This window comes from Mesorhizobium sp. B2-3-7, from assembly GCF_006442695.1.
Lineage (GTDB): Bacteria > Pseudomonadota > Alphaproteobacteria > Rhizobiales > Rhizobiaceae > Mesorhizobium.
The window spans coordinates 469,465-489,369 of the sequence record NZ_VFVV01000001.1 but is presented as its reverse complement, the minus strand read 5'-3'; the positions used below and the strand labels follow the sequence as shown (position 1 = coordinate 489,369).

The 19,905-nt window shown below is 65.2% G+C and carries 22 protein-coding genes; 10 read left to right on the top strand and 12 right to left on the bottom strand.

Annotated elements, in window-relative coordinates; translation table 11 throughout:
* Window positions 1-8 precede the first annotated feature (8 nt).
* The 6 genes from FJ940_RS02495 to FJ940_RS02470 form a co-directional block, all read right to left on the bottom strand.
* Window positions 9-1,313 (bottom strand): Xaa-Pro peptidase family protein, encoded by a 1,305-nt coding sequence (locus FJ940_RS02495; protein WP_140649495.1) that lies wholly within the window; start codon window positions 1,311-1,313, stop codon window positions 9-11.
* A gap of 168 nt (window positions 1,314-1,481) precedes the next feature.
* Window positions 1,482-2,447, bottom strand: coding sequence for a GlxA family transcriptional regulator (locus tag FJ940_RS02490; RefSeq protein WP_140524457.1), 966 nt, complete (start codon window positions 2,445-2,447; stop codon window positions 1,482-1,484).
* A 283-nt stretch (window positions 2,448-2,730) separates the two neighbouring features.
* Window positions 2,731-3,900 (bottom strand): PLP-dependent aspartate aminotransferase family protein, encoded by a 1,170-nt coding sequence (locus FJ940_RS02485; RefSeq protein ID WP_140554727.1) that lies wholly within the window; start codon window positions 3,898-3,900, stop codon window positions 2,731-2,733.
* Window positions 3,897-5,354 (bottom strand): pyridoxal-phosphate dependent enzyme, encoded by a 1,458-nt coding sequence (locus FJ940_RS02480; protein ID WP_140649492.1) that lies wholly within the window; start codon window positions 5,352-5,354, stop codon window positions 3,897-3,899. The genes FJ940_RS02485 and FJ940_RS02480 overlap by 4 nt, the downstream gene beginning before the upstream one ends.
* 187 nt (window positions 5,355-5,541) lie before the next feature.
* Window positions 5,542-6,882, bottom strand: a complete 1,341-nt coding sequence (locus tag FJ940_RS02475) for an FAD/NAD(P)-binding protein (RefSeq protein ID WP_140628372.1) — start codon at window positions 6,880-6,882, stop codon at window positions 5,542-5,544.
* Window positions 6,883-6,907: 25 nt separating this feature from the next.
* On the bottom strand, window positions 6,908-7,378 hold the full coding sequence (locus FJ940_RS02470) for an Rrf2 family transcriptional regulator (protein WP_140649490.1): 471 nt from the start codon (window positions 7,376-7,378) through the stop codon (window positions 6,908-6,910).
* Between the two features lie 613 nt (window positions 7,379-7,991).
* On the opposite strand from FJ940_RS02470, the gene tauA reads away from it, so the two are divergent.
* The 4 genes from tauA (at window position 7,992) to FJ940_RS02450 (ending at window position 11,017) form a co-directional block, all read left to right on the top strand.
* Window positions 7,992-9,008, top strand: a complete 1,017-nt coding sequence (tauA, locus tag FJ940_RS02465; protein WP_140524462.1) for a taurine ABC transporter substrate-binding protein — start codon at window positions 7,992-7,994, stop codon at window positions 9,006-9,008.
* A 152-nt stretch (window positions 9,009-9,160) separates the two neighbouring features.
* Complete coding sequence (locus FJ940_RS02460; protein ID WP_140655108.1) at window positions 9,161-9,934, top strand: taurine ABC transporter ATP-binding protein; 774 nt, start codon at window positions 9,161-9,163, stop codon at window positions 9,932-9,934.
* Window positions 9,931-10,791, top strand: a complete 861-nt coding sequence (locus tag FJ940_RS02455) for an ABC transporter permease subunit (protein WP_140524466.1) — start codon at window positions 9,931-9,933, stop codon at window positions 10,789-10,791. Before FJ940_RS02460 ends, FJ940_RS02455 begins: the two co-directional genes overlap by 4 nt.
* Window positions 10,792-10,810: 19 nt before the next feature.
* The gene (locus FJ940_RS02450) at window positions 10,811-11,017 is read left to right on the top strand and encodes a hypothetical protein (protein WP_246670965.1); all 207 of its coding nucleotides are present in this window, start codon (window positions 10,811-10,813) and stop codon (window positions 11,015-11,017) included.
* A 7-nt stretch (window positions 11,018-11,024) separates the two neighbouring features.
* Here FJ940_RS02450 and FJ940_RS28360 read toward each other — a convergent pair whose 3' ends face one another.
* Complete coding sequence (locus FJ940_RS28360; RefSeq protein ID WP_181165190.1) at window positions 11,025-11,210, bottom strand: hypothetical protein; 186 nt, start codon at window positions 11,208-11,210, stop codon at window positions 11,025-11,027.
* A 310-nt stretch (window positions 11,211-11,520) separates the two neighbouring features.
* On the opposite strand from FJ940_RS28360, the gene FJ940_RS02440 reads away from it, so the two are divergent.
* The 4 genes from FJ940_RS02440 (at window position 11,521) to FJ940_RS02420 (ending at window position 14,766) form a co-directional block, all read left to right on the top strand.
* Window positions 11,521-11,889, top strand: coding sequence for a septal ring lytic transglycosylase RlpA family protein (locus tag FJ940_RS02440; protein WP_140491856.1), 369 nt, complete (start codon window positions 11,521-11,523; stop codon window positions 11,887-11,889).
* 228 nt (window positions 11,890-12,117) lie between these two features.
* Entirely contained in the window at window positions 12,118-13,395 is a 1,278-nt protein-coding gene (locus FJ940_RS02435) for a polyhydroxyalkanoate depolymerase (RefSeq protein WP_140655102.1), read from the top strand.
* 173 nt (window positions 13,396-13,568) lie between these two features.
* Window positions 13,569-14,189, top strand: coding sequence for a transglutaminase-like cysteine peptidase (locus FJ940_RS02430; protein WP_140491861.1), 621 nt, complete (start codon window positions 13,569-13,571; stop codon window positions 14,187-14,189).
* Between the two features lie 337 nt (window positions 14,190-14,526).
* Window positions 14,527-14,766 (top strand): hypothetical protein, encoded by a 240-nt coding sequence (locus tag FJ940_RS02420; protein ID WP_140491863.1) that lies wholly within the window; start codon window positions 14,527-14,529, stop codon window positions 14,764-14,766.
* Window positions 14,767-14,855: 89 nt separating this feature from the next.
* Here the strand turns inward: FJ940_RS02420 and FJ940_RS02415 are convergent, their stop codons facing one another.
* The 4 genes from FJ940_RS02415 to FJ940_RS02400 are packed head-to-tail and all read right to left on the bottom strand — an operon-like array spanning window position 14,856 to window position 17,594.
* The gene (locus FJ940_RS02415; protein ID WP_140491865.1) at window positions 14,856-15,224 is read right to left on the bottom strand and encodes a helix-turn-helix transcriptional regulator; all 369 of its coding nucleotides are present in this window, start codon (window positions 15,222-15,224) and stop codon (window positions 14,856-14,858) included.
* 10 nt (window positions 15,225-15,234) lie between these two features.
* Window positions 15,235-15,765 carry a Smr/MutS family protein gene (locus FJ940_RS02410; protein ID WP_140655099.1) on the bottom strand — a complete coding sequence of 177 codons (531 nt, stop codon included), beginning with the start codon at window positions 15,763-15,765 and terminating at the stop codon, window positions 15,235-15,237.
* On the bottom strand, window positions 15,762-16,865 hold the full coding sequence (locus FJ940_RS02405) for a murein transglycosylase A (RefSeq protein WP_140655096.1): 1,104 nt from the start codon (window positions 16,863-16,865) through the stop codon (window positions 15,762-15,764). The genes FJ940_RS02410 and FJ940_RS02405 overlap by 4 nt, the downstream gene beginning before the upstream one ends.
* 24 nt (window positions 16,866-16,889) lie before the next feature.
* Window positions 16,890-17,594 carry a Tim44/TimA family putative adaptor protein gene (locus tag FJ940_RS02400; protein ID WP_140514105.1) on the bottom strand — a complete coding sequence of 235 codons (705 nt, stop codon included), beginning with the start codon at window positions 17,592-17,594 and terminating at the stop codon, window positions 16,890-16,892.
* Between the two features lie 213 nt (window positions 17,595-17,807).
* Here FJ940_RS02400 and FJ940_RS02395 point away from each other — a divergent pair, with 213 nt between their 5' ends.
* Together FJ940_RS02395 and secB are read left to right on the top strand one after the other, a co-directional pair.
* The gene (locus tag FJ940_RS02395; protein ID WP_140491873.1) at window positions 17,808-18,308 is read left to right on the top strand and encodes an FxsA family protein; all 501 of its coding nucleotides are present in this window, start codon (window positions 17,808-17,810) and stop codon (window positions 18,306-18,308) included.
* A gap of 167 nt (window positions 18,309-18,475) precedes the next feature.
* Complete coding sequence (gene secB, locus FJ940_RS02390; protein ID WP_140491875.1) at window positions 18,476-18,973, top strand: protein-export chaperone SecB; 498 nt, start codon at window positions 18,476-18,478, stop codon at window positions 18,971-18,973.
* Between the two features lie 175 nt (window positions 18,974-19,148).
* Here the strand turns inward: secB and dnaQ are convergent, their stop codons facing one another.
* A complete protein-coding gene (dnaQ, locus tag FJ940_RS02385) occupies window positions 19,149-19,853 on the bottom strand; it encodes a DNA polymerase III subunit epsilon (RefSeq protein WP_140514104.1) in 705 nt (234 codons plus the stop codon).
* Window positions 19,854-19,905 lie beyond the last annotated feature (52 nt).

Genomic DNA, 19,905 nt, shown 5'->3' with positions numbered 1-19,905 from the left:
CGCTGGCATCAAACCTGCTTCTCCAGAAACTCATCCTCATAGGGAAAGCGCGACAGGAGCTCGGTGCCGGTCTCGGTGATCAGGATTTCGTCCTCCAGCTTGACGCCCTCGCGGCCGCCCTTCTCGCCAATATAGCTTTCCACGCTCACCACCATGCCTGGCACGATATGGCCGTCGCGACCATAGGTTTCGTAGTCCATGGCGTGCGCGATGAAGGGCGTCTCGCCATGCATGCCGACGCCGTGCATGACCGAGGTGTAGCGCTGGTCGACGAAGCGGTCGGGGATCTTCCAAGCCTTTTCGGCGATCTCGCGGAAAGCCATGCCGGGCTTCACGATCGAGATATTGTGCTGAACCTGGTCGTGCGCCATGCGGTAGAGCGATTTCTGATAGGGGGTCGGCTTGCCGGGCCCGCAGCGGAAGGTGCGCGAGAAATCCGAATAATAGCCATAGCAGCCGATCGTGTCGGTATCGAGCGCCAGCAACTCGCCCGGCCGGATTTTTCGCCCGCTGGCCTCGTTGAACCAGGGATTGGTGCGCTGGCCCGACGTCAAGAGCCGCGTCTCGATGAACTCGCCGCCCTGGCGGATGACCTCGCCATACATGATGGCGAACAGCTCGTTCTCGGAAACGCCGGGCTTGATCGCCTCGCGCACGGCATAGACGGCGGCTTCCGCGCCGGCCATCGACACCTGCAGGCATTTCACTTCCTCCGGCGTCTTGACCGCGCGCACCGCCAGGATCTCGCCCTGGCAATCCCGGACCTCGCAACCGCGCTTTTCCAGCGCCAGCGCCTGCAGATGGCTGCAACGGTCGAGCCCGAGTTTCATCGAGCCGCCGCCATGCTGCTTCAGGAGTTCGGCGATCTCGTCGGCGAAGGGACCGGCGGTCTCGTCGTCGCGGCCCGATACCGACGACCAGACGAGCTTGGAAGGACGCGCCTCGTCGATCGTGTCGAGCACCATCGAGACATGGTAGCTCTGCGGATATTCGAACAGCACGATCGGCCCTTCGGTCGGAATGAAGAAATAACGGGTCGAGTTGCGCAGAAAATAGCCGAACATGTTGCGCGAGCCGGTGGCGTAGCGCTGGTTGTACGGGTCGAACAGCACCACGCCGCCATAGCCGGCCTCGCGCATCCAGCCGCGCAGCTTGGCCAGCCGGCCTTTTCGAAGGGCGTCGGCATCGATGAAGGACGGCTCGGTGTCGGACAGCCACATGCCGCCCGCCGAATCGGCCGCCGCGGGGTGGCGCATGCGGTCCTTGAAGTCGACGTCTTCAGTGCTGTCGGGGTCGAATACGACGATGCTCATGGGGGCTGACCTTGGGTGGTTTGCAAGATCAGACCATGGCGCAGGAGGGGCAGGGGAATTGTGCGGAAAACCGCGTGGGTTGTGCGGGATGCCGCTGGGGTAATGAGAGATGCAGGTGCCAGTCGCCCCCCGCTGTCCCGCCAACGTCTCTCAGTGCCAGCAGGACCTCTAATGCCGTCGCGCCAGCTTCGGCGGATGGCCGTGCTCCTCGCGAAAGGCACGCGCGAAGCTAGACATCGAGGCAAAGCCGCAGGCGAGCGCCACGTCGCGCACGGCGAGCGTCGAGTGCGCCAGGAGATCGGCGGCGCGTTTCAGCCTGAGCCGCCGATAGTAGCCATTGGGCGAGATGGCGAGTTCGGAGCGGAAGGAGCGTTCGAGCTTGTCGGACGACACGCCGAGCCGCGCAGTGAGCTCCGCCATGCCGAGCCGCTCCTCGACCGCGTCCTCCATGATGGCGATGGCCGACAGCACCAGCTCGTTCCGGACGCCGGTACGCAGGCGCAGCGGCATCAGCTTGCGGTCGACGCTGGAGCGCAGCTGGCTGTGCACGAACCATTCGGCGACGCCGGCCGCAAGCTCGGCGCCGTAGTCGCGGGTAATGATCTCCAGCATCATGTCGAGGCTGCCGACGCCGCCGGCCGAGGTGAAACGCTTGCGGTCGATGACATAGAGGTCGCGCCTCAGCTCGACATTGGGAAAGGCCTCGGTGAAGGCCGCCTGGCTGGTCCAGTGCAAGGTGCAGGCATGGCCGTCGAGCAGGCCGGCGCGGGCGAGGAAGAAGGCGGCGTCCGCCACCGCGCCGATATGGGCGCCACTGCGCAAGCTGCGGCGGATCCAGCTTGCCGCATCCTCGGCGACGAGATGATCGGCATCGCCGCCTGAGCAGACGACGATGCGGTCGACCTTCGGCGCATCCCCGGCATAGAAGCGCGGCTGGATGACGACGCCGTTCGAGGCCTCGACCGCGCCTTGGGTAGCGCCGACGATGATCCAGCGATAGCATTCCCGCTTCGCCAGCACATTGGTCGCGCGCAGCGGCTCGATGACCGAGCTGAACGCCATCATCGGAAAGCCGGGGAAGACCAGCACCGCGAAAGTGAGGGGAGCGTCTGGAGATGTGTCGCGCGTGGCCATAGGCTCTACATCTCGGGCAGATGGGATTTGGGGTCAACGGGGTTGTGGCTGGCTTTCTGCGAAGTTGGCGCTGCCCCTCATCCGCCTGCCGGCACCTTCTCTCCGTATAGTGACGGGGAGAAGGGAGATACCGCAACCCCGGCTCCCTCTTGCCGCCGTTGATAATTGGCGCAAATCGAGACACAGCGCCCCTCTCCCCGTCACTATACGGGAGGATGCCGGCAGGCAGGTAAGGGGCAGCGCTGGCTTGGAGACTGGCTCGTCTCAGCGGGAGCGCCGCCGCTCAGCCCCCCAGCGCCTGCTCCAGGTCCGCGATCAGATCGTCGCCATCCTCGATGCCCGCCGACAGCCGCACCAGCGAATCCGATATGCCGATCTCTTCGCGCTTCTCCGCCGGGATCGATCCATGCGTCATCAGCGCCGGATGCTCGATCAGGCTCTCCACGCCACCGAGGCTTTCGGCCAGCGTGAACAATTGCGTGCGTTCGAGGAAGCGTTTCGTGCCGGCGAGGTCGCGGTCGAGCACGGCTGATATCATGCCGCCGAACGCATGCATCTGCTGGACGGCAACGGCATGCTGCGGATGGCTGGCGAGGCCGGGATAGATGACCCGGCGCACATCCTTGCGGGCTTCCAGCCACTGCGCGATCTTGAGGCCGTTCGACGAGTGCCGCTCCATCCTCAGCGCCAATGTCTTGAGGCCGCGCAGGGCGAGAAAACTGTCGAACGGGCCCGAAATGGCGCCGATGGCGTTCTGCAGGAATTTCAGGCGATCGGCCAGATCCTTGTTGTCGCCGACAACAGCCACGCCGCCGACCATGTCGGAATGGCCGTTGAGGTACTTCGTCGTCGAATGCACCACGACGTCGATGCCGAGCTCCAGCGGCCGCTGCAAATAGGGGCTGCAGAATGTGTTGTCGGCGACCGAGAGGATGCCCTTGCGCCTTGCAAGGGCTGCGACGCCTTCGAGATCGACGATGCGCAGCAGCGGGTTGGTCGGCGTCTCGACCCAGAGCATTTTCGTCTCCGGGCGGATTGCCGCCTCTATAACCGCAAGGTCGGTGCAGTCGACGAAGCTCACCTTGAGATCGGCGGAGCGCTTGCGCACACGCTCCATCAGGCGGAAGGAGCCGCCATAGATGTCGTCGGTGGCGACGATGTGGGCGCCGGAATCGAGCAGTTCCAGCACGGTGGCGATCGCCGCCAGCCCGGAGGCGAAGGCGAAGGCAGCCGAGCCGCTTTCGAGATCGGCCACCGCGCGCTCGAAGGCAAAGCGCGTCGGATTCTGGCTCCGGGCATATTCAAAGCCCTTGTGCACGCCGGGCGACTGCTGGCCATAGGTCGAGGTGGCGTAAATCGGCACCATCACCGCTCCGGTCAGGGGATCGTGGCTCTGGCCGCCATGGATGGTGCGGGTGGAGAAGGCCAGGCGGTTCTTTCCGGATGCGGTCATCGTGCACGGCGCCTCAAATGGTTGATCAGGTCGATGCGGGTTATCAGGCCGACGAACTCGTCGCCGTCGAAGATGATGGCGACCTCGTTGCGGTCGAATACCGGCAGCAGCGCGTCCAGCGTCTGGCTGGCCTGCAAAGTATGCAGATTGGAGGTCATCGCCGTGCGTACCGGCGCGTTGAAGCGCTCCCAGCGGCCCTCATAGGGGCCGTCGACCTTGGCCAGAATGTCGCTTTCGTCGACGATGCCGACCAGCTTGCCGTCGTCGAGCACCGGCAGCTGCGAGACATCGGAGCGGCGCATGCGGCCATAGGCGTTGAGCAGGCTTTCGTCCGGACCGACATAGACGGTGTCGCCGGTGCGGTGCGTGCGCATCACCAGGTCGCGCAGGTCACCATGCTGCTCGTGCTCGGCCAGCCCCTGCTCGGCCAGCCAGAAATCGTCGAAGACTTTCGACAGATATTTGTTGCCGCTGTCGCAGACGAAGGTGACAACGCGCTTGGGCGACGTCTGCTCGCGGCAATAGCGCAAGGCGGCCGACAGCAGCGTGCCCGAAGATGAGCCGGCCAGGATGCCTTCCCGGGACAGGAGATCGCGCACCGCCAGCATGCTCTGCTTGTCCGATATGGAATAGGCTTTCTTGACCAGCGACAGCTCGGCATTGGGCGGCACGAAGTCCTCGCCGATGCCTTCCACAGTCCAGCTGCCGGCCTCCACCATCTTGCCGGTCTTGATCAGCGGCGCCAGCACCGAGCCGACCGGATCGGCCAGCACCATTTCCGTCTTCGGCGATGCCTTGGCGAAGAACCGGCCAAGGCCGGTCAGCGTGCCGCCTGAGCCGACGCCGACCACCACCGCGTCGACATCGCCGTCGAGCTGCGAAAAGATTTCCGGACCGGTGGTGGTTTCGTGCGCCTCAGGGTTGGCCGGATTGGCGAACTGGTTGGCGTAGAAGGCGCCGGGCAGCTCGGCCGCGATCTTTTCGGCCATATCCTGGTAATATTCGGGGTGGCCCTTGCCGACATCGGAGCGCGTCATGCGCACTTCCGCGCCCAGTGCGCGCAGGTGCTGGATCTTCTCGCGCGACATCTTGTCGGGCACGACCAGGATGATACGGTAGCCCTTGGGGATGCCGACCTGGGCCAGGCCCAGCCCCGTATTGCCGGCCGTCGCCTCGACGATCGTGCCGCCTTGCTTCAGCCTGCCCTCCTTCTCGGCCGCCGCGATCATCGACAGTGCGATACGGTCCTTGATCGAGCCGCCAGGATTCTGGCTTTCGAGCTTGATGAACAGCCGGCACTTGCCGGTGTCGAATTGGGTCAGTTCGACCACGGGGGTCTGGCCGATCAGGTCGAGCACCGATCCGTAAGGCGGCCGCAGGCGCGACATTGCGTTTTCCGAAGCGGCGTTTTCCAAAGGGGCGCTATCCGAGGGCGCGATCTTGTGCCTGCTCATATCGATGCTCCATGATCAAGCGGCCGCCTCGTGCAGGGCGGCAGCGTATCCTCTTTTCCAGCCCTTTGCAGTGGGAAAGAAGATAGATCGTGCCAATCGACCGGCTAGATGGAGAATGAAATTCCGGGGCGGGCTCCGTCGTGCAAATCGCCCGCAGGCTTGTGGGGCGGCGTAGAACGCCGACGCCCTACCCCAGCAGCTGCTTGCTCAGCCTCGCACACTGGACGCGAATATCCGGGATGGCGTCGATCTCGAAGAAGGTGCCTCTGGTCAGCGGGCCGACGGCGAGGATTTTCCTGGACACCGTGCCGTCGCCGGCGATGATCTCGCAATTGGCCGTAACGTCGAGGCCGATGCGCAGCGGATCCGGCCGCGCCAGCCCGCGGTCGACCAGCGAGCGCACCACGCTGTTCGACGAGCCCGAGATGTCCCTGACGATGCCGGAGCAATCATAGATGCGGGCGACCTCGAATCTCTCCAGCCGCTTGGTGTGGCGCGACTGGACCTGGACCGTGAACTCGTCGCCCGCCGCGATGTCGACGACACGGCCGGCGACGAGGCGGATGCGGCCGGACTGCACCGCTTGCGTGACGCGGGCATGGACCTCGGGCGCCATGCGGTGGCGGTGGATGTCCCACCACGCCTTGGTGTGCTCGACGAAACGGCGCTTGGCGGAGGCCGGCCAGTTCTGCCAGATCTTCTGGTTGAACGGACGCAGGCCGTCGACGACGTCGCGCCAGTCGATGCCGGCCTTCTGGTTTTCCCGGATCAGGTCGCGGAACCAGCCGACGAAATAGGAAAGCTGGGTGCCGAGCGGGATATCGGCGACGTCGAGCTTGATCGGATTGCCCTTGCGGTGCGGCGAGGGCAGCAGGCCGCGCCGCGACACCGCGACGATCTCCGCGCGGTGGCCGCGCTGTTCGAGCGCCAGGAATGCGTCGACCATGCTGAGGCCCGTTCCCAGCACCATGACGCTCCGGTCGGGATCGAGCGCGGTGTCGGCCTCCGATCCCATCCGAACCGCATGGCCTTGCCCCATGGCCGGCACCTCGTCATGGCCGGTGGCGAGCACCGCCAGATGGGCGACGACGCTGGTGCCGTTGGCGAGCGCCACTTCGACCCCCGAGGCCGTGGGCGAGATCGACAGGCTCTCCTCATGGATCAGCCGAAGCCGTCCGGTCTCCCTCTCGCGCGCCTCGAGATCGTCCAGCAATTCGCCGAGATAGCGGGCATAGATGCTGCGCGGCGCGTAGACCGGCGCCTGCTCGGGCGTTGCCAGGCCGCGTTCCACCAGCCAGCGCCAGAAATTGCCGGGATCGTCGGCATAGGCGCTCATACCGGCGGCGCTGACGTTCAGCACATGCGCGGAGAGCAATGTGGAATAGGCGATGCCCTGGCCGAAATGCGGGCGCTTCTCGACCAGCGTGACGCGAAGGTCGGGATTGGGCTGTCTCAGCAGATGCGCGGCGAGCACGACCCCGCTGGCGCCGCCGCCGACGATGATGATCGAGTTGCCGCGGCCGCTCATGCCAGCCCCGTGCGACGCGCCGGCGTCAGGCCTTCACCGCAACCGAGAGGTCGTCGAGGCCCCTTGCGACCCCAAGGTCGTCGAGGCCGATGTCGCGCATCTCGGCGAGGCTGCGCTGGTCGAGCACCTCGGCGATCGCTTGCCGGACTTCCAGCATCAGATGTCGAACCTGGCATGTCGCCTCGTTACAGTCTTCACAGCGCTGGTATTGGGTACGGCTGGCGCAAGGGATCGGCGCCAGCGGGCCGTCGAGCACACGCACGACATGGCCGACCCTGATTTCCTCCGGTGGCCGCGCCAGGCGATAGCCGCCATCCTTGCCTTTGCGGCTCTGCACGAAACCGGCATTGCGCAATTCGCCCAGGATGGCGTCGAGAAACTTCTTCGGGATGCTGTTGCCGGTCGCGATGTCGTTGACGAAGGCAAGCTGCCCGGCCGGCATCCGTGCCAGATGGACGAGCGCCTTGAGGCCGTACTTGCCTTTCTTGGTGAGCATGATCCGAACGTTTCTCTGTCATGCGATGGCTCGAGGCCATCCTTTGCGAAACGCCTGGCGTGCCTCCCGCCGCGCTCAAGCATCCATGACACATAAATTCTACCAACATGATATACAAGCCAATCGCGATTGATCTTGCTTGATTTTCAAGCCATTGCGGCCATTTTGGACCTGACTTGTTACGCCTGGGACACAAACCGTGGCGCGACGGCCCGAGACCGGTGCCACCGGCGATCGCCGCGATACGGATGGGTATGACCTCTCATCGTCGCCTCCAAGTCTCTATGTCGATAAGTTTACTATACTTAAACGCGAACAGGCGGAACACGTTTTTAAATTCCAATCCATCTGAAGCATGGATTTGCCTTTCAAGCGGCTGCAACGTGAATTCTCGTTCGCGATCGGAGGCCGTAGCGGTGGCTGGAGCTTCCCGAACGTGATGATCTCGCCACTCTTGAAGCGCCATAGCCGCCAAATCCGCCTGGGGACCTCGGCACCGGCAGCTTTTTCCAACAAATCCGGCCCCGCTAGAAGAATTTAACTCTACAAGAACCATAGAATTAGCGGACTATCATGAAGCAATCCGGTTTTCCCCTGTTTCATGGAGCCCTTGATGTCCACCACCATTTCGCGACGCATCCTTCTCCTGTCTACGGCCGCACTTGCCGGCGCCGCCTTCCTCGGCCCGGCTTTTGCCGACGACCTCAAGATCACCATCGGCTACCAGACGGTGGTCGAACCCTCCAAGGTGCCGCAGGCCGATGGTGCCTATGAAAAGGCTACCAACGCCGCCATCGACTGGCGCAAATTCGATTCCGGCGCCGATGTCATCGCCGCGGTCGCATCCGGCTCGGTAGACATCGGCTATGTCGGTTCGAGCCCGCTGGCGGCGGCGGCGAGCCGCGAATTGCCGGTCCAGACCATCTTCGTCGTCGGCCTGATCGGGCCATCCGAGGCCTTGGTCGCACGCAACGGCGCCGGCATAGAGAAGGTCGCCGACCTCGCCGGCAAGAAGGTGGCCGTGCCCTTCGTCTCGACGACGCATTACAGCCTGCTTGCCGCGCTGAAACATGAGAATGTCGACCCGAAATCGGTCGAGATCCTCAATCTCAGGCCGCCGGAAATCGCCGCTGCCTTTTCGCGCGGCGATATCGATGCGGCCTATGTCTGGGATCCGGCGCTCGGCCAGGTCAAGACATCAGGCAAGGTGGTGCTGGATTCCTCCCAGGTCGCCGCCTGGGGCGCGCCGACCTTCGACGCCTGGATCGTGCGCACCGACTTTGCCGAAAAGAACCCGGAAGCGGTGCGCGACTTCGTCAAGGTGACGGGTGCGGCCTATGCCGAGTACCTGGCTAAGCCCGACGCCTGGTCGGCAGCGTCGCCGCAGGCGGCCGAGATCGCCAAGCTGACCGGCGCCAAGGTCGAGGAAGTGCCTGAACTGCTCAAGGGCTACGTCTTCCCGACACTCGAAGAACAGGCCTCCGACAAGTTCCTCGGCGGCGGCACGGTCAAGGCGATCGCGGCCGCGTCCGCCTTCCTCAAGGAGCAGGGCAAGGTAGACGCCGTGCTGCCGGACTATTCGAAATATGTGACATCGAAATACGTCACCGAGGCGCTGGCCTCGAACTGACCCGAGCGTTGGAGCGCCCCATGCCACGACGGGCAGGTGGCGCCCCGATGAGACGCGCGCGGCTTTCCTGACGCCGCGTGTCGTCTGTCCCGGAGCCGCTGACGAGGCGCGGCTTCGGGCAGGCGGACTTCAACGAACTCCTGCGAGGGCTCATGTCGCATCTCGTGCTCGACAGAATCTCGATCCACTATGACGGCCAGCCCGCACCCGCCGTCGAGCGGGTATCGATCGACGTCGCCAGCGATGACTTCGTCGTCCTTGTCGGCCGTTCCGGCTGCGGCAAGACCTCGCTGCTCAATGTAGCCGCCGGCTTTGTCGCGCCGGCACGCGGCACGGCCGCGATCGACGGCCGGCCGATCGCAGCACCCGGTTCGGACCGTGCGGTGGTGTTCCAGAACGACGCGCTGTTTCCTTGGCTGACGGCGCGCGAGAACGTCGCCTTCGCGCTCAGGCTGCGCGGTGTCGGGCCATCCGAGCGGGCGCGCCGCGCCGACGAATTGCTCGGCCTGGTCAAGCTCACCGATGCCGGCGACAAGCGCATCTGGGAGCTGTCCGGCGGCATGCGCCAGCGCGTCGGCCTTGCCCGGGCGCTGGCTGCCGGGCCGCAATTCCTGCTGCTCGACGAGCCGCTCGGCGCGCTCGATGCGCTGACGCGCGAGCGCATGCAGACGACGCTGCTCGACCTGTGGACGGCAAGCAAGGTCGGCGTGCTTATGGTCACGCACGGCATCGACGAGGCGCTGGTGCTCGCCACCCGCATCGTGGTGCTGGCGCCCGGGCCGGGCCGGGTGGTGCGGACCTTGGAGCCGGGCTTCTCCAGGCGCTACGCAGCGGGCGAGGCCATCCGCGCCATCAAGGCCGATCCTGGCTTCGCCGCGGCGCGCGGCGAACTGACCGACGCGATCTTCGAGGGAGAGGCGGCATGACCATTTCCTCCTACACCGAACGCTCCGGCCCCAGGACCGAAGAGGCCGACGGCCTGTCGGTGCCATGGTCGCGCCCGGTCCCGAAGCGCAAGGGCGTTTCGGCGCGCATGGTCAGCGCGGCCACCATTCTTCTGGTGCTGGCGCTGTGGACGCTGTCGGCCCGCCTGCAACTGGTGTCGCCGGTATTCCTGCCCTCGCCTGTCGCGGTGTGGAACAAATTCATCATCGTCGCCCGCGATGGCTTTGTCGACGCAACGCTCGTCCAGCATATCGCCGCCAGCCTGGGGCGGGTGTTCGCCGCGCTCATCGCGGCGCTCCTCGTCGGCGTGCCGGTTGGCCTCGCCATCGGCATCAGCACCGTCGGCCGCGGCATTTTCGATCCGCTGCTGGAATTCCTGCGGCCGATCCCGCCGCTCGCCTATCTGCCGCTGGTCATCATCTGGTTCGGCATCGGCGAGCCGTCCAAGGTCCTGGTGATAGCCATCGCCATGCTGGCGCCGGTGGCCTTGTCGACCGCGTCCGGCGTCCGCGGCGTCTCGCAGGAGCGCATCAACGCCGCGCGTTCGCTTGGCGCGACGAGGCGCCAGGTGGTCCGCCACGTGATCCTGCCCAGCGCGCTGCCGTCGATCCTGACCGGACTGCGCATCGCGCTCGGCGCCGGGTGGTCCACGCTGGTCGCCGCCGAACTGGTGGCGGCGACGCGCGGGCTTGGCTTCATGATCCAGTCGGCGGCGCAGTTCCTGGTCACCGACGTGGTGGTCATGGGCATTTTGGTGATCGCGGCCATCGCCTTCGTCCTCGAATTCGCCATCCGCAGGATCGAGCGCGCGCTCGTGCCGTGGGCGGGACGCGAATGATCGGGAAACGGAGATGACGATGACCCATTCCACCGCCATGCTGTTCGCCCATTTCGGCACCTGGCTGCTGGGCCTGACATCCCATGAGAAGGCGATAGAGGAGGACAAGGCGACAAGGGAGGACGGTCCGCGCTCGCCGGCGCCCGTCCAACTCCCGGCCGGGCGTGACCGCCTGCCGCCGCGAGACGAAAGCTTCTACTGGGCCTGGCAGTACTGGTCGCAGTGAGAGCGGCTCAACCGCGCGAACGGTTCGCCCACACGAGCCCGGCGAGACCGACCAGCATGACGATGATGCCGATGGTGAGCCATTGCGACTGGCCGGTCATGAAGCTGCCGCCGATCGCGCCGATGCCTTGCAGCGACCACAGCGCGCCGACGGCCAGCACAATCAACGCCAGCAGATTTTTGATCAGTCTCATTGCCGGATTCTCCCTTCCGAAGTTGATCGGTCGCGTCTTCGCCGTCGCGATGAAAGAGGCAAAGGAATCGGTTCGGCAGCAGCATCTTCTACTTGGATGTTGCCGCTCGATCTTGTCAAACAAGACATGGATATCCGCTGGAACATCATCGTGAGTTGATCGCTGACCGCCGGGAAATCACTGACAGACTGTTACCGGGCGACTCCAAACGTGTGCCGGCGCCATGGAACCGCCAGATGATCGCCGCATTTCGTGCCTTATTGTCTCCGTAACGGCTGGGGCCTGTCAAAAACGGAGCCTTCCCCCAAATATGAATAACAACAACCGGACCGCGCTTGCCGCGGTGACGATCGCTGCTGGCCTGATGGTCGGCGCCTCCGCCACTCCAGCCGCCTCCGCCGCCGGTCAATGCGGCCGCGCTTCCTGGTACGCCCTGCACTCCAGGACCGCGTCGGGCGAACGGATGAACCCTTCGGCCTTGACCGCCGCACACCGCACGCTGCCTTTCGGCACCAAGCTGCGGGTCACCAACCAGAACAATGGCCGCAGCGTCGTGGTGCGCATCAACGATCGCGGACCGTTCATCCGGGGACGCGTGCTCGACCTGTCGAAGGGTGCCGCCGGCCAGCTCGGCTTCATCGGTTCGGGCCACACCGCGGTCTGCATGGCGCGCGTCTGACCACCACTGCCCGGCCCGAGGGCCGGGCCGCCTGGCCTTCGCACCTGCACAATGAGCCGGCTTGTACCGTCCAAGGCTGATTTCCAACGCTTTGGACCAAGAATGCGTATAGATCACGCCACGTGACGTATTGCATCGCAGCAATTAGTTGTTAACTTCCCCGCGAGACAGTTAGGGCCAGGCACTGCTCGCCGCCCCTTCGGTCGCAGGCCGCAGCGGGGTAAACGGATGTTCTACCAGCTCTATGAAATGAACCACGCCGCCCTGCAGCCGGCCCGTCTCTATGCCGATGCGGTGCGGCTGTTCTATTCCAACCCGCTCAATCCGTTCTCGCACACGTCCTGGGGCCGCTCGATCGCGGCGGGCGCCGAGTTGTTCGAGCGCACCACGCGCCGCTACGGCAAGCCGCAATTCGGCCTCGACAAGACGGTGGTCGACTGGAAGAGCGTGGCAGTGACCGAGAAGGTCGTCTGGTCACGACCGTTCTGCAACCTGGTGCGTTTCGAGCGCGCCGTGCCCGCCGGGCGGCGGCGCGATCCGAAGCTTCTGATCGTGGCGCCGATGTCGGGCCACTATGCGACGCTGCTGCGCGGCACGGTCGAAGCCATGCTGCCCCATGCCGACGTGCACATCACCGACTGGATCGACGCCCGCATGGTGCCGACGGCCGACGGCCAATTCGATCTCGACGACTATATCGACTATGCCGTCGACATGCTGCATGTGCTGGGCCCCGACACGCATGTGATGGCTGTTTGCCAGCCTTCCGTGCCGGTGCTGGCGGCCGTGGCGCTGATGGAAACGCGCGGCGACCCCTTCGTTCCTGCGACGATGACCCTGATGGGCGGGCCGATCGACACGCGCCGCAACCCGACCGCGGTCAACCTTCTGGCCGAGGAGAAGGGCATAGACTGGTTCCGCGACAATGTCGTGATGCGCGCGCCCTGGCCGGTGCCGGGCTTCGGCCGCGAGGTCTATCCAGGCTTCCTGCAGCTTTCGGGCTTCATGAGCATGAACCTCGACCGCCACATCATCGCCCACAAGGACTTCTTCATGCACCTTGTGAAGCATGACGGCGACAGCGCCGAGAAGCACCGCGACTTCTACGACGAATATCTGGCGGTGATGGACCTGACGGCTGAGTTCTACCTGCAGACGGTCGACACGGTGTTTGTCCGGCATGCCTTGCCCAAGGGCGAGATGACGCATCGCGGCACGCCCATCGATCCCTCGGCCATCCGCAATGTCGCGCTGTTCACGGTGGAGGGCGAGAACGACGACATTTCCGGCCTTGGCCAGACGCGGGCGGCGCACGATCTGTGCGTCAACATTCCCGCCGACAGGAAGGCGCATTACATGCAGCCCGCGGTCGGGCACTACGGCGTCTTCAACGGGTCGCGCTTCCGCGCCGAGATCGTGCCGCGCATCGTCGACTTCATCACCAGCTATGGCCGCCAGAACCGGGTCGCCGTGAAACCGAAGCTGGTCCGCACCGCCAAAAGATAGGCAGCCTGCATTGCCGGCCCGATAGCGCCGGACAGGCCGGGCAGGCCTGTCGCACGGGTGCCGCTGCCATGCGTCTCGCGGGTAACCATGTCGCAAATCACCCAATCGTGGTAATTGACACGGACTGTAGATCGCCCTTAACCTTTCATTAATAACAAGGGCGAGCGGGGACAATGAATTCCTCACCAATGGCGCGAGCGCTTCGTGCGTGCGCAGTAGCCGGACTGGCGACAATGATGGGAGGCTGGGTGGCACCGGCCCTGGCGGCCGGAGCGATGACGACCGGCGGCGTCGCGTCGCAACCGATCGGCCATTATGATTTCTGCAGGCTCAATGCCCGCGAATGCGCGATCCGTCCCGGCAATCTTGCGCCGGCCGCGATGACGGACAGATTGTGGCGCAAGCTGGCCAAGGTCACCGCCAGGGTGAATGCCGCCGTCAAGCCGATGAGCGACATGGACATCTATGGCAAGGACGAGGTCTGGGCCTATCCCGCCAAGGGCGTCGGCGACTGCGAGGACTATGTGCTGGAAAAGCGGCGCCTGCTGTCCCGGATGGGTATATCGCTTGCCGATCTTCTCATCACCGTGGTGCGCAAACCCGACGGCGAAGGGCACTCGGTGCTGACGGTGCGCACCGACAGGGGCGACTATGTGCTCGACAATCTGACCGACAAGGTCAAGGCCTGGGACGACACCGGCTACCATTTCCTCAAGCGCCAGGCGATCGACAACACCGGCCGCTGGGTCTCGATCCGTGGCGGCCAGCAGGTGCTGGTCGGGTCCGTGGAGTAGGGACTGCGGCGGGCGGCGCGCCCAACCGCCGGATGTCGGCCCCGCCCCTCATTGCCCTGCCGGGCATTTCTCCCCGTATAGTGACGGGGAGAAAGACGCTGTCATCGACGATTTCCCCAATTGCCGACGTCGCAAGAAATACGCCAAGGGCGCGGCTGTCTCCCTTCTCCCCGTCCTATACGGGGAGAAGGTGCCGGCAGGCGGATGAGGGGCGGCGCCGACGTTGCAGTCACGCGCCTCGCGCACTCCCCAAAAAAATTCCCACACCCTCCATGAACCATTTCGGCCCGGCCGGCGACACACAGCCGTGAACCGAAACCAACCATGGAGACTTCAAATGACTGCTTTCCTGCGTAACACCCTTCTCGCCGCCGTCGCGGTGTCGGGCATGGCCGGATCCGCTCTGGCCGATCAGACCATTCGAAGCTGCGCCAACACCAATCTCAACGACCTGTGGAGCGGCCGCTGTTGCGGCGCCGCCGGCGCATCGGACTGCCTTGGCGGCGGCAATGGTGGCCGCGGCCATGGTGATCACGGCCGCGGTGGCAATGGCGGCAGCACGGCCGGCAAGAACTGATCTCATCACGGCGGCCCGCCGGCTGCTGCTGGCGGGCCGCCGTTTCGCGATCGGGAGCTCAGCCGCCGCGAGAGCCGGGCAAACCCGGCCTACCGCCGTCGTCCCAGCGCCGCTCGGATAGAGAAGGTTATGCCGCGCAGTTCCTCCTCGTCGAGCTTTTCGATGTTCTCGGCCAGGAGGTTGGCAAGCTCGGTCGCGGCCGGGCTCAGGCCCGACGTGTCGAGCCTGACGCGCGGATGCGAGCCTTCGGCCAGTCGCGCCAGTTCCTCGGCGTCGTCCCAGATGATGTTGAAATAGCCGATGATCTTCTGGATAAGCGTCCAGGTCGGCGCGCCGCGCCTTCCATGCTCGAGCGCCGACAGATAGGCGGCGCTGACGCCGATGGCGGCGGCCATGTCCTTCTGGGTGACGCCGCGCTCGGCCCTCAGCGCCCGCAGCCTCTCGCCGAACGGGGTCACGACCCCATCCTCACGACCGGACCCGCCGCAGCCTGACATAGAGCGCGCCCGAGCCGCCATGGTTGCGCGCGGCGTGGTCGTGACTGGAGACCAGCGGCCGGAACGCCGGCGTCGACAGCCAAGCCGGCACCGCGCGGCGCAGCACGCCGTCGCCGCCCGACGACGAGCCCTTGCCGGTGATGACCAGGACGTAACGAATGCCGCCGGCATGGGCGCGGTGCAGGAAGGAGAACAGCAGCGAATAGGCTTCGTCCTGCGTCATGCCGTGCAGGTCGACCCGGCCTTCGATGGGCAGCCGGCCTTTCGACAATTTGTCCAGCGTCGGCTCGTCGAGTGCATGGGAGACATGCTGGGCCTTCGGCTTAGGCGCGCCGGCCGGACCGGCAACGGGCCGGGCTTGTTGCGCCGGCGCCGGTTTCGCCTCGATGCCGAAATCCGGGACAGGCACGGCGGCCTTGCCCTTCAGCGGCTTGGCCGTGCGCGCCACCAGGTTCCACAGCACCCGGTCGTCCTCGCTCAACCTGTCGCTGCGGCGGGTCATGGCTTCGACCCCGAGACGAGCGGGCGCGGCACCAGCGCGTAGAAATCGGCCGGATTGCGCACCACGCCGGCGATCTCGCCGGCGGCGTCGCCCGAGCCGGCGAAGAGATCTCCGCGCGCCGGCCCAGTGATGGCGGAGCCGGTGTCCTGCGCGATCATCAGGCACCGGAACGGTTTTGCCTCGAAAGCCGTCAGCGATGGCGCGTCGATGTAGAAGGGCGTGCCGAATGTGTGCAGCAGCCGGTCGACGGCGATCGAGCGGCCCGGCGTCAGCGGCACCTTGGCGGCAGCGATCGGCCCGAGCGTTGCGTCCTCGACCGCGGCCTCGCGGAAGAAGATATAGGAACGGTTCCGCCACAGGATCTCGTCGACGCGGCCCGGATGCGCCCTGAACCAGGCGCGGATCGACTGCATCGTCACGTTTTCCAGCGGGATCTCGCCCAGTTCGCTCAACACCTTGCCGGGCCCGGTGAAGCGCTGGCCGGACTTGGCGGCATAGGTGACGCGGCACAGCCGGCCGTCGGTCATCAGAAGCCGCGCCGCGCCCTGCACATGGATGAAGAAGGCGTCGACCTTGTCGGCCAGCCAGGCGATCTCCAGCCCCTTGCCGGCGAGCGCGCCGCGCTCGATCGCGCCACGGTCGAAATATTCGGCCGGCCCGTCCGGCGTCCGGCGCGCGAAAGCGAGATAGGGGTCCATTCCGTCGGGCCGGTTGGCGTCGTCGACATCGACGAGATCGGCGGGACGCGACAGAAGCGGCACGGCAAAACGCTCCGTGCGCACCGGCGAGGCCTCGACCTCCGGTTCGTAGAAGCCGGTGACGAGGCCGGCGCCGGTCTCTGGACGCACCTGCATGGGGACGAAATGACGCTCGAAGAAGGCGCGGGCCTCCGACCGGCTGGCAGGAGGGGCCGCGCGCGCCTCGGCATAGGCACCGGCAAAGGCGTCAAAGTCGACGCCGAGCGCGCCGCTGCGATAGGGCTTGGCCAGGACATGGAAGGCGGAGCGGCGAAAGGCCTCGAAGGCCGCCAGATGGTCGTCGTCATCCCAGCCGGGCAGAGCGCCGAAGGATCTTTCGCTGAATGCCTGATGGAAGGACACGACAGGCCCGCCGCGGTCAGGGATTCAATCTTCTTCTTCGGTGGCGACGAGCTTCCAGTTCGGGTCGCGCGAGCGCGTGTCGCGGGCGAAGGTCCAGACGTCCTTGACCTCGGCGACGGTTTCGGGGTCGCCGTCGATGACCGCACCGGCCTTGTCGCGCGTCGCCGAAATCAGCTCGCTGATGATGCGCAGCGTGACATGCGCCTCGCCGCCCTTCATCTCGGCCGAGACGATGTCGGCCTTGTCGATGCCGACGAAGGAAGACTGGATCTTTTCCGACCGCGCCTCGCGCTCGCCGATCGCGGCGACGAAACCGTCATAGACATCGCGCGACAGAAGGTTCTTCAGCGTTTTGCGATCGCCGTCGGCATAGGCCATGACGATCATCTCGTAAGCCATCTTGGCGCCGTCGACGAAACCCTTCGGGTCGAAGGACGGATCGTTGTCCTTGATCGTGCGCAGGCCCTTGTTGAGGTCGGTTCCGGGCTTGGCAAAGGCGTCGATGGCCGCATAGACCTCGCCGGCCGGCTCGCCGGGCTGGCGCTTGCGCGGCAGCGACACGACGTTCTCGGACTTCTGCGCATCCTTGTCGCCGGTGCGGGCGGCGGTATAGGGATCGAAAGGCGGCCGTTCGCTGCCGGTACGACGGCCCAGCACATTGCGCAGCTGGAAAAAGATCACAACTGCCGCAATCAGAAAGAAAATCGTGCCGAAGTCGAAGAAACCCATATCTTCCGCCAATCAATCCTGCCCTCGGCCGGACCGCCCGGCCAACAGGGCAGCGGTCGCATAGCGTTCAACATGCAAACCATATAGAACGCAAGGCGCAATCATTCAAATCAAAGGCAGCCATACCTATCTAACAGCCTCGGCGCCAGCGGCCGGCGGCCGCTGGCAGGCAAAGCAGACCAACGCCAGAACGATCGGAAGGATCGGCAAGACTTGCGCATTTCGTTATTTCCCGTTTTTCTTCTGGCGCTTCCGCTGCTGGAGATCGCCGGCTTCGTCATCGTCGGGCGCCAGATCGGCGCGCTGGCGACGGTCGGCCTGGTGCTCGCGTCGAGCATCGCCGGGGCGCTGCTGCTCAGGCATCAGGGTTTTGGCGTCATGAGCCGCATCAGCACCGAGATGGGCGCCGGCCGCGATCCGAGCCGTCAGCTCGCGCACGGCGCCATGATCGTGCTCGCCGCGATCCTGCTGATCATCCCGGGCTTCATATCGGACATTTTCGGCATTCTCTTGTTCCTGCCGCCGGTGCGCGATCTTGCCTGGCGCAGGCTCAAGGGCCGCATCGTGGTAGCGACGAATTTCTCGGCCGGCGGCTTCCGCGGCCGGCCGCGCGACAGGGTCATCGACCTCGACGACGGCGATTATTCGCGCGAAGACGATTTCAAGCGCGGGCCGGACCACAATTCGCCATGGCGCCGCCTGAAGGACGACTGAGGCTATATTGATGTTCAGGTGATGCCGGCCTGACCTGAATCTCGACGCAGTCTGGATCCCCTCCGGTCGCAAGGCGGCAAACCTTGTCTTGTCATGCCGGCCATGGTAGCGAACGCCCGATTTCAATTCGGTCAGCAATGCTGCCCAGGCAAAAGGACACAAGGCTCATGGCCAGCAAAGATGACGCGCCGGTCGGCGCCAACGGAAACGGCAACACGGCGCAGCCCTCGCTCAACGTCCTTGCCCAGTATGTGAAGGACCTTTCCTTCGAGAGCCCCGGCGCGCCGAACTCGCTGCGCGGCCGCGATAAGGCGCCTGGCATCGCCATCAACGTCAACGTCAACGCCAATCCGCTCTCCGACAAGCAGTTCGACGTCAACCTGACGCTGAACGCCAAGGCGTCCTTCGACCAGGAAGTGCTGTTCAATGTCGAGCTGGTCTATGGCGGCGTTTTCGCCATCAGTGGCTTCCCGCAGGAACACATGCTGCCGATCCTGTTCATCGAATGCCCGCGGCTGCTGTTCCCGTTCGCCCGGCAGATCATCGCCGAGGCGACGCGCAATGGCGGCTTCCCGCCGCTGATGCTCGACCCGATCGATTTCGCGCAGATGTTCCAGCAGAAGCTGGCGGAGGACCAGGCAGCGTCGAAGGTCCAGGTGAGCTGATTCCGGCTCGTACGAATATTGCAGAAAGACCCGGCCTCGCGCCGGGTTTTTCGTTTTAGAGGCTGGTGTGGCCGGTTTGGCCGCAGAGCCCCCGACCTCGTCATCCTAGGGTCTCCGCGACGTCGCTTCGCTCCTGCTCCGCCGTAGGATGACGAATGCGAGGAGAACGGCGCGCTTAGGCGCCCATCACCTTCAGCCAAAGCGCCTTCTCGCCAAGCGTGGCGACCATGCCGGCATGCGCAGCGCGCTCGGCTTCGCTCAGCCGCGGGGGCAGGGCGATCGGCCGTGCGCCGACCGAGATATCGATGTCTGCCACTTCGCCCGCGCCGTTCATCTGCACTGAAACGGTGTCCAGGATCAGAGCCGTCTGCTTGCCGCCGATCAGCTCGATATAGACTTCGGCCAACAGCTCCGAATCCAGCAAGGCGCCGTGCTTGGTGCGCCGCGCATTGTCGATGCCGTAGCGCCGGCAGAGCGCGTCGAGCGAATTGGGACCCATCGGATGCCTGCGCCGCGCCAGCGCCAGCGTGTCGACGACGCGTCCGATGTCGACGGCCGGATGGCCGAGCCGGCCGAACTCGACATTGAGGAAGCCGATGTCGAAGGTGGCGTTGTGGGCGACCAGCTTGGCGCCGTCGGTGAAGGCGATCCACTCCTCGACGATCTCGGCAAAGGACGGCTTGCCTTGCAGGTCCGCCATGCTGATGCCGTGCACGGCCTGCGCCTCGGCATGGATCGAGCGGCCCTGCGGGTTGATGTAGTGGTGGAAGGTCTTGCCGGTTGGAAAGCGGTTGACCAGCTCGACGCCGCCAAGCTCGATGATGCGGTCGTCGCGCATGTCGAGGCCGGTGGTTTCCGTATCGAAAATGATCTCACGCATCGAATCAGTCGCTCCTGGCGAGCAGAATCGTGAGAGCGGAACAAAATGGCAA